This is a genomic window from Massilimicrobiota sp. An142, assembly GCF_002160725.1.
Taxonomy (GTDB): Bacteria; Bacillota_I; Bacilli_A; order Erysipelotrichales; family Coprobacillaceae; genus Allocoprobacillus; species Allocoprobacillus merdigallinarum.
On sequence record NZ_NFLD01000021.1, the window covers coordinates 38,778 to 47,982 of the forward strand.

Here is a 9,205-nt window from a genome sequence, read left to right on the forward strand (position 1 = left end):
TTACATCATCTCCTATCTATATAATTGATATTTCTTACTGATTTTATGGGCAATTTCATCTGGAAGTGGACGAAAGCCTATACATGTCAGAACTCTTCCTTGACCCTTTTCATCTGTTTCTTCAGGTTTCAATTCTGTCAAACAGGCATCTTTTATCAAAAAGAAATCTACCCCTTCCTGAAGTCCTAAGTCTTCCGCTATTTTAACGCATTTGAGGAGTTGATAGGTATTCTTAGCTTCACAGATAGTTTTTGTGAAGATGCCACATATCCACTCATCATATAAATCTTCATCAAGGTTCAATATCATTCTATATTTTTGATTCCATTTTGCTTTATCGGCTATTTTCAACATATGCGTGAAAAAAGCCATTGATGCATGAGCCACCTGTGCACTCAGTTTTCCTGATGACATTTTCAAGTCTTTTCTTACTATAATGATTTGTCTCATGTTTTTATTCCTCCTTATAGAAAAAAGAGACACATATCGTGTCTCGTCGTATAATTCATTTCTCTTTTATTTTATCATAATTATCTTCTTTAGCTGATTTTTTTCAATACCAATCAACAACAAAGTATAGATACATTATTTACGCTTTTCTTTTAATGTTTTCAAAATATCTGCTAGATTAGACTCTTTCAACGTATTTGGATATTTTTCATCAAAGTCAATCATAATTGCTTTATTCTGCAATTCCTCTTCACGTATCTTTGTAAAAACTTCCATATATTTTTTATCTTTCATAATATCATAGATAAAATCTCTTGAATCCTCTGGCAGACTTTCCCATGATGAATATAGTTTTTCAACAGCTTTGATAATATCATCTAAAGTTATTGGACTTTTATTTTCTTCATGCTCTCTTAATATGCCGACAATATCTGAAAAATCATTTTTGTATTTTCTCCCACTCTTTAATTTCATGGCAATCAGATACTCAGCATCTACTGTTCTAATTTGTACAACATTTGAAAAGGTTCTATAGTATTTTGATACTTCAATTAATGTATCAGAATATGAAGATGTTTTCATAAAATCAGAATTGAGCCAATTATTTGGCAAATCATATCTATCGCCAACGAGATTAATGGCGTCTTTCATAGCACCAGATGCATGAATAATCGCATCAATGTCTAAAGTAGAATCTCTAAAGCCATAATTAATTAATACAGAGCCTCCACCTATAATGATTATTTCTGCTGGCACTTTTCCATTTCTTTTTCTGAATTCTTTGGCAACTTCTTTTAAATAATCGTCGAGGTTGCTTTTTGTTATATATTGTTTATCTGCGTTATGCGACATTTCTTATTTCACTCTCCACAATATTATACTTTCTATATTCAGGTATAGAATTTTCATAGGCTTCTTGTTTAATGCTTTCATCTTGTTTTAGCAAATACATCGCTATAATACTACTAGGATAGATGACATCTTCTAGCTTATGTTGTCTTATATCATTATATTCCTTGCAAAGTGGAATATTGTTAATTCTAGAAACATAATCCAAAGTTGCTAATAAGTAAAAGCATTCAGGAAACCAATTTCTTTCATAATAGACTCTTATTTGATTACTTTCTAACAACTCTATAACAAAATTTATATCTGTTAATTCCTTTAATTTGTGGCATACATTACTTTTAAATAATTCAAAGCTGCATCTAAGAGAATCATCTAATAAATAGTCGACTGACAAATCCAAAGCTCTCGCAATTTTATACACAGTTTCAGCAGAGCAATTCATAAGTTTTGTTCTCTCATTATAGATATCATTAATAGTTGTATATGGTATATTACATAGCTGTGAAAGTTTATATTGAGACATTCCTTTGGAATTTAGGATACTTTTTAATGACATCACCATCACTCTCCTTTATATATATTATAACGGTATACCGATATAATGTAAATATTTTATCATGTATTTAATTGATATTATTCTCTTTTTGCCTATAAATATTCTTATCTCCCTTCATCAAATCAAGCAAAATTTTATCTTTTTTTACAACGTTCATAAATTATTCCACCGATACAAATCAATGTGACTATAACAAATGCGATGCCAATGACTATTAATGGCCAAGATACAATCCAAAAAGGCCAATGTATTTGTCCTCCTAGTTGCAATGCAGTCAGCAACAATGAAGCTGTTATGACTGATTGGATAGTAATTTCAATGATTTTTGTTAGTGTTTTTGATAATTTTTTCATATTTTATTTCTCCCTTCTCTTTATTGACAAAAAAACATATCTCCAAGATGAGATATGTTCTGTCATCGTTTATATTGACATATATATTGTATCCTATATTTTTTAGTCCTTATTACTACTCATGTTTGGCTTAAATAAAAGACTACATAAAAGTGATAAACCAATAGCCTGCAATAATGTAATTTCTGTTAACCCAAATATTTCAGGCATCAACCAGTTCCATAAAAAATAAACGGGAATTCCTGTTAATAATGCAAAAAATACTAATAAAATAATAATTAATACTGCATATCCCAACTTTTCAACAAACTCATTTAATGTATACATAATTGATTGTCCTCCTTATTTATTCATCAGATTTTATAAAATATTCTTTCCATTTTTCTATGCTGTGACATTCTCCTTGGCAAATTTCTTTTCCTAAATATTCCTTACCTTTATGAAAAGGACATTCTTCCACAAATTCATAACAATCCTTACAGCTCGCCATTTTTACAAGCATTTCACATGCTTTAGTTAATGAATCTTGATAGTCAACGATGTCAACTCTATATTGACTTCTATCCCTATCCAAATACCAAGCTAAAGCTTTTGCGTTTGCTTTATGAAAATGATTAAAAACAGTATTGAGTTCGATTATAGAAATATTATATTGAGCACATCCCTTAGCTATTACTTCAAAATATCCATCATTACTTAAGTTTTGTTTAACATCTAAGAGGTTATGTGCTAAATAATCCTTAAGATTTGTTTCATCAAACACTTTTAAAATACTATAAGTTTTATCATCCATTAGAAATTTACACGCATCTTCTACTAAATCATATGAACATATATAGTTTTCGTTAATCATTACACAATATTTTTTGAAGTCACTTTTACTGTAATCCAAATGGTAACTATCTCTATTCGCTTTTAGCCATTCAATAATAGCATAACCATCTTCGTATTCGTCATCCACATATTCCATTAAATATCTACTATCATAAATGTTTATGCTAATATTCCTCTTAGTTTTATTTTCAAAATCATTGAGCTCTAAGCTAGAAATAAAGAAATAGCATCCTTCATGTATATCCATATATTCCATAGAAAGAATCTCACTCTTAGTCATAAGGCCATAATAATCAATCGAAATTCTTCCTCCATACATATCAGCTAATGTATTTAAAACCTTATCAAAATCATTGCTATACTTCATTACTTTTTTATCTACAACCAAGAAATAACCCATATCTGTATCCTCCTTCTCTTTTTTCCTTATGAACATAACAATGCTATCACAATTGTTATTCCTCCCAGCAATAAACTTATTGGCCAATAATCTCTAAAAAACTGTTGAGAACCATTCACCTCCTGATGAGGTGTTGGACGACCGTAACGTTTACATCTTATCGCATATAAGGGACAATACTCACAATCTTCTACATGTGTATTCTCTCTCATAACTTATTTTGACTCCTCTTCTTCCAAAATCCTTTCAACAATCTTTACAACCCCTTCAACTTTTGGAACATATTTTCTATCCCAACTTGTCAATTTCTTATTCTTTTGACATCTTTGAAGATACTTTTTCATATCTTCTAAAGTGAAACTGCAAGAGCCTGATGCAGCAATCATTATTTCTTTGTAAGCATCTGTCTTATATGCTTTTAAAGTATTTACATTAACATTTCTTCCTCCTGGAAAAGGCTGATAGAAGTCCAATTGACAAAATGGAACATATCCAGGAATAGCATCATATCCAATATGCCAAATCAAGTAATTCTGTGGCCATTTATCCACAACTTCAAATTGATGATGCATATCATCTTCTATATAAATTCTTTTCTCTTCCATGCTTTTCTCCTTTTTGAATTATTTTATATATTTATCTAATAGAGCATCACATATAAATATCGCAAAAAGACCTTGTAATAACGTCATAGCTTCAGTTAAATCAAAAATATAAAAAACTGAGAGTATCATTGCCATTCCTAACGCTTTTTTTTGCAAAATATTGCAATTTCTTTAATTAAGAGTCTCTTATTAGAGATATTCTTTGTGTTTGTTACATCTTTGTTAATCTCGTTCATGCTTTTCTCCTTTTTCTAAATATTCTTTCAACCAATTTCTTATGTCACCAATATAGACATATATATTGCTATGGTAACTACAATGATATTGAGGACATGTTTCAAAAAGCTTATCTGTTAAGAATTTGAACATGTCACTACCACCGAAATAGTCTATGTTAATGAGCAAATGACTTTTATAATACAATATTGGAATAGCTAAATTATCATTATTTTCGACTTTCAACATATCTATAATCTCATTTAATGTATTTACATCTTCCATAGTGTTTTCTCCTTTTCTTATTCCCGCTTTTCTTTTGGAATCATCTGTACAACTCCTTGCAATATTTCAAGCAACAACCATTGTCGATACCCTTCATCATCTTCGAATAATGGTATATGCAATTCAATATGTCCACTATCAGGTGAGATGGATAGATAAGCTTCCTCTCCTAGTGTTTCTTCATCAGCCAAATAATTATCAACTAAATAACACTTCTGACCAAATTGAATGCTGTTGTCTCGCATATAGTCTTTTATGTAATTATGATACATATAAACCTCCTATCATCCAGCCAGACATCTTGCCCAAACCTCACCCAATACTTCACAGGCGTCTTTATCATACAAGACATACTCCTCTTCTGTGGTGAGACTTGCTGTATTAAGATAATCCTTACTTAAAGGAGCAAGATATGCAAGACTCATGCTGGGAATGAATCTCCCTTCAACCTTTTCATAATCTATTTTTGTATCCTTTAAGAAACTAACAGGAATCTCTAAAGCCTCATTTGACATTCCTTCGCAAGAGTAATCCTTGAATTCCTCAATCAGTGATTCATCAATGTCAATAGAGAATAAAAAGAGCTGGGGAGATTGTGAGTGGTTGACTGCTGCTGTTATCTGCGCATTCTGTATAGCCAATTCCTTAATAGTCTCTTCATCACCTTCATCGTCATCCAATGAATAGTAAAAATAGATACAATCATCCATAGAGCAGTCCCATGTATGATTTTGAGGATTAAATCCTTCTTTTAAGATGTTTTGACCAAATTCATAACTTGTTCCATGATAAATACGCATAATTTCACTCCTTTTTCTTTTATTTATCGTTTAGTTGTTCCATTGCCAATTTAAAAGCAAGCATATACAAGTCAAGAATTCCTGTTGATTCTTTTCCTGCATTAGAAGCAACTTCCCATACATCATATGCATCATAAAATCCTTTAGACAATTCATCATATCCCTTACTTCCGATACCTGTTTCTTCACTAAAATCAATTAAAATATCATCAATGACATCATCAATAGTTTCAAAATCATATCTATCAAGCATAAGTTTTTCTTCTATTTCATATTCTTCTATTAGTTCTTTCAAATCGTTTCTTGCTTTATATTCATCATAATAAAATATATCCCTTGATAAACAATTAATTTTCCCTCTAAAATATCCAACATCATTAACAAAATCACTGAACTTTTCAAAAGTCATATTATTGTGATTTGTAGCAATCAATTCGCCTAAATCACCAGATATATGCAATTTACAATAATCCTCTTCAAACATAAATCTAATTCTATAATGTGAACTACTAGGATTTTTAAAGTCTAATATCTTAATATTTCCATAATCAAAAAATTCTGCTTTATGATTTGTAAAGTGTTTCTTTTGTTTTTCTAAATCAATCATATTCTTATACTTCCTTTCTTGCGTTTAATTGTTACTGTACTCCTGCTAAAAGCTGATATAATTCGATTGAATTATCACCTTTTGCATGTTTTTTTAATGCTTCTTCAATGATGACTACTCGAGTCATGATGGTAATTGTGTTTCCAAAGATAATTTCCATCTGTTTAAGTGCTTTTAACTCCTCTTTTGCGTTATTGACTGCTTGATTCCAGTCTAAAGTGATGATTTCTTGTGTACATTCCATAGTTTATCCTTCCTTTCTCCAACAAAAAAAGACATGCCTGTTGCATGTCTCTTTGCTCGTTTATATTGTACATATATATTTTATCATATTTTGAGATGATGGATAGGATTTTAGGGTCAAAAAAGTATTACTACATATGTATATATGATTAGATATTCATATGTGGTGTTAAGAAGCTATTATATATGAGTAATATAAAGGTATAGTGAACAGAATGTATAGTATATATATACTTTAATTATTGTATTACTAAACTTTAGAGGTAAAAAAAAGTATAAAAAAAGACATATCTAATATAAGATAAGTCATATTATAGCTATTATTATACTTATTTTAGGATACAATCCTCCTTAAAACCTTTAATTTGTTTTGGATATGTTTTTTTATTTGACCCCTGGAAGTGGATGCTATACCCCCTACAGATTAGACACTAAAAAAATAGTGCTTCTGTAGGAGGTATATAGTTGACAGACCCGTATAGCCTCAACCAGTGGTGTTACCGCGTGAATTAAACACAACATATATTTCCTGCTCATCTGAGCTAACGTCTAACAGTCGATTGGCCTACGTTATAGAAATATATCCCTCTTGAACTCTTACCTGTCACCAGATAATAAAAGCATTATGCTCGTTTCTCGTTCATGAAACTTATTGACTGTATCCATCCGTGGGATATTCTTTTGCATCATTAGGAGTTCCCACTTCTCCTTCAGCCTTAGCACTACACACACCACAGCGTAGGTAACCGGCGTAGACATTTTTGCTCTCTCGAACAGTCGGCTCTACACACCGCTCAACGGTTTTCCTTTTTTCGAGTAAAACCTAACAAAAACTCTATTCCTCCTTGTTTTCTTAGAATCATGAAAAGTGGTTTTAAAAACGTATCCATGAGGTTTACCAATTCACCAGTCGCAGTCTCTTACTCCCCAACATCACTTTTCAGCTTATTTGAGGCTTATGGAAATAGGAAGGGTCGGAAAATAGATATTCAATTGTCCGTTATCATAGATTGATGCCTCTATCATAAGGTTACTGTTTCTTTTTTGAATAATCTACCCTCCGGCCACATTGCCATTATATATTAGAAACAAAAAATGACTTCTCACGAAGCCAAGAAAGTACAAGAAATATAAGTTATAGAATTGTGTACTCTCCTTTCTTCTTTGTCTATATTATATCATATTTTCCTAAATTAGGCAACAAATCATTTCGTTTTATCCAAAATAAAAAGGGTCCTTAGACCCTCTGCTACTATATTACATAGCTTCGTGGAATGTACGAGAAATAACATCATCTTGTTGTTCTTTTGTTAATTTAACAAAGTTAACAGCATATCCAGAAACACGAATAGTTAATTGTGGATATTTTTCAGGATGTTTTTGAGCATCAATTAATGTATCTCTGTTTAAAACATTAACATTTAAATGATGTCCTCCTTTTGAAGCATATGCATCTAACATTCCAACTAAATTTTCAACTTGTTGTTCACTTGCAAGCATATTAAGCACCTCCATAGATTTTACTATTGTAGTATATCATATACTACAAAGAAAGAAGATTGATATGCTCATCAATCTTCTCGTATAGCTTTCTCAGTTTCAATATCTTCCAAAATCCTTTCCACAATCTTTTCAGCTACTTTCTCAGGTTCTTGGTCTCCATCTATAGTTTCTCTAAACTTCTTACCATCAACATCAGTAAAATAAAGAGCATCGTAACTCTTCTGAATTTCCCTATGGAATGAGATATCCATCTCATCGAACTTGTTGGTATTTCGATGGTTCTTGGCGATTCTTTCAAGTCCAACTGACACATCAGAGAGCTGAAGATAAAAGGTTTTAGAAAGTTCTGGTGGGAATATAAATCCAAACAAATCCTTCATAACTTCTTCAACCCACTCTCCTTTTGCTATTGAATATCTATATCCTTGATAGACAAGCGTACTATCCACATATCTATCACAAAGCACGATATAGCCTTTTTCAAGATAAGGTTTGATAGATTTTTGATAGTTTTCATTTCTTATAGATAACATCAACAATAATTCCGTCGTTTTATCTATATCGCTATATTGGGGATTGAAGATAATATTTCTGATATCTTCACAGACTTCAAGCCCTCCCGGTTCACGGATGATGACGGATGGTATGTTGAGGATGTCTAGGTGTTGTTTAACAAGCTGGATAGCTGTACTTTTCCCACATCCTTCTGTTCCTTCTAATGCGTAAATTCTTCCTTTCATTTGTTTACCTCCTAACAAAAAAGACGTGGACTTACCCACATCTCAATTCGTATATTTATCTATTACTATTTTATCATATTTCATCCTACTTATACCTAATTAATATGGTAATAGTTTTATCGTATGATATAATGAGGATAATAAAAAACTTGAGGTCACAAATTGTGACCTCAAAGGGACAGATATATAATATTTGAAAGGATTGAGTATATGTCAAAAACAGAACAAACAGCATTGATGCAGGCAGATGAACAAGCACGGATTATGGGAATAGAGTTCTCTCAATCTGATATAAAAAACTTAATATATGTTGTTCGCAATCAGCAAGTAATGTTGGATAGTGATTTAGCTATGTTGTATCATGTAGAAACTAAAGTTTTTAACCAAGCTGTAAAAAGAAATATAGCTCGTTTTCCAGATAATTTTAGATTTCAAATAAGTAAAGACGAGTATGATGCTTTGAGGTCACAATTTGTGACCTCAAAAGAGAACGATACTCATGGCAACAAAAAAGGTGGTAGAAGATACTTGCCGTATGTTTTTACAGAACAAGGAATTGCAATGCTGTCAGCAGTTTTAAGAAGTGATGTTGCTATTCAAGTAAGTATCAATATTATGAATGCTTTTGTAGAGATGAGGCGTTTTATTGCTAACAATGCTCTACTCTTTGAGCGTATTAGCAATGTGGAATTAAAGCAGTTGGAATACCAGAAGCAGACGGACGAGAAGTTAGAGCAGATATTTGAATACATATCTGAACACGA

Annotated in this window: 16 protein-coding genes; 1 reads left to right on the forward strand and 15 read right to left on the reverse strand. The window is 31.4% G+C overall.

The features are described from left to right. Nucleotides 1-12 precede the first annotated feature (12 nt). The 15 genes from B5E87_RS09670 to tmk all read right to left on the reverse strand — a co-directional run bounded on the left by B5E87_RS09670 (nt 13) and on the right by tmk (nt 8,441). The gene (locus B5E87_RS09670; protein ID WP_087244723.1) at nt 13-450 is read right to left on the reverse strand and encodes an aminoacyl-tRNA hydrolase; all 438 of its coding nucleotides are present in this window, start codon (nt 448-450) and stop codon (nt 13-15) included. Nucleotides 451-585: 135 nt separating this feature from the next. Then, the gene (locus B5E87_RS09675; protein WP_087244724.1) at nt 586-1,302 is read right to left on the reverse strand and encodes a DUF6036 family nucleotidyltransferase; all 717 of its coding nucleotides are present in this window, start codon (nt 1,300-1,302) and stop codon (nt 586-588) included. Next, nucleotides 1,292-1,861, reverse strand: coding sequence for a helix-turn-helix domain-containing protein (locus tag B5E87_RS09680; protein ID WP_087244725.1), 570 nt, complete (start codon nt 1,859-1,861; stop codon nt 1,292-1,294). The genes B5E87_RS09675 and B5E87_RS09680 overlap by 11 nt, the downstream gene beginning before the upstream one ends. Before the next feature lie 128 nt (nt 1,862-1,989). Continuing rightward, entirely contained in the window at nt 1,990-2,208 is a 219-nt protein-coding gene (locus B5E87_RS09685; RefSeq protein ID WP_087244726.1) for a hypothetical protein, read from the reverse strand. A gap of 102 nt (nt 2,209-2,310) precedes the next feature. After that, nucleotides 2,311-2,535, reverse strand: a complete 225-nt coding sequence (locus tag B5E87_RS09690) for a hypothetical protein (protein WP_087244727.1) — start codon at nt 2,533-2,535, stop codon at nt 2,311-2,313. A 19-nt stretch (nt 2,536-2,554) separates the two neighbouring features. Continuing rightward, entirely contained in the window at nt 2,555-3,442 is an 888-nt protein-coding gene (locus B5E87_RS09695; protein WP_143746897.1) for a hypothetical protein, read from the reverse strand. Nucleotides 3,443-3,468: 26 nt separating this feature from the next. Further along, a complete protein-coding gene (locus tag B5E87_RS09700) occupies nt 3,469-3,654 on the reverse strand; it encodes a hypothetical protein (protein WP_087244729.1) in 186 nt (61 codons plus the stop codon). A 3-nt stretch (nt 3,655-3,657) separates the two neighbouring features. Further along, complete coding sequence (locus B5E87_RS09705) at nt 3,658-4,047, reverse strand: hypothetical protein (RefSeq protein WP_087244730.1); 390 nt, start codon at nt 4,045-4,047, stop codon at nt 3,658-3,660. Nucleotides 4,048-4,269: 222 nt separating this feature from the next. Continuing rightward, nucleotides 4,270-4,548, reverse strand: coding sequence for a hypothetical protein (locus tag B5E87_RS09710; protein ID WP_087244731.1), 279 nt, complete (start codon nt 4,546-4,548; stop codon nt 4,270-4,272). A 17-nt stretch (nt 4,549-4,565) separates the two neighbouring features. Continuing rightward, the gene (locus B5E87_RS09715; RefSeq protein ID WP_087244732.1) at nt 4,566-4,820 is read right to left on the reverse strand and encodes a hypothetical protein; all 255 of its coding nucleotides are present in this window, start codon (nt 4,818-4,820) and stop codon (nt 4,566-4,568) included. Nucleotides 4,821-4,832: 12 nt separating this feature from the next. Beyond that, on the reverse strand, nt 4,833-5,348 hold the full coding sequence (locus B5E87_RS09720; RefSeq protein WP_241147161.1) for a hypothetical protein: 516 nt from the start codon (nt 5,346-5,348) through the stop codon (nt 4,833-4,835). A 19-nt stretch (nt 5,349-5,367) separates the two neighbouring features. Next, nucleotides 5,368-5,955: a hypothetical protein gene (locus B5E87_RS09725; protein WP_087244734.1), complete on the reverse strand. Its 588-nt coding sequence runs from the start codon at nt 5,953-5,955 to the stop codon at nt 5,368-5,370. 31 nt (nt 5,956-5,986) lie between these two features. Next, nucleotides 5,987-6,199, reverse strand: coding sequence for a hypothetical protein (locus tag B5E87_RS09730; protein WP_087244735.1), 213 nt, complete (start codon nt 6,197-6,199; stop codon nt 5,987-5,989). A 1,256-nt stretch (nt 6,200-7,455) separates the two neighbouring features. After that, on the reverse strand, nt 7,456-7,698 hold the full coding sequence (grcA3, locus tag B5E87_RS09735; protein ID WP_087244736.1) for an autonomous glycyl radical cofactor GrcA3: 243 nt from the start codon (nt 7,696-7,698) through the stop codon (nt 7,456-7,458). A gap of 71 nt (nt 7,699-7,769) precedes the next feature. Continuing rightward, the gene (gene tmk, locus B5E87_RS09740) at nt 7,770-8,441 is read right to left on the reverse strand and encodes a dTMP kinase (protein WP_087244737.1); all 672 of its coding nucleotides are present in this window, start codon (nt 8,439-8,441) and stop codon (nt 7,770-7,772) included. 210 nt (nt 8,442-8,651) lie between these two features. On the opposite strand from tmk, the gene B5E87_RS09745 reads away from it, so the two are divergent. Continuing rightward, a partial coding sequence (locus B5E87_RS09745) for an ORF6N domain-containing protein (protein WP_143746898.1) occupies nt 8,652-9,205 on the forward strand: 554 nt, incomplete at its 3' end.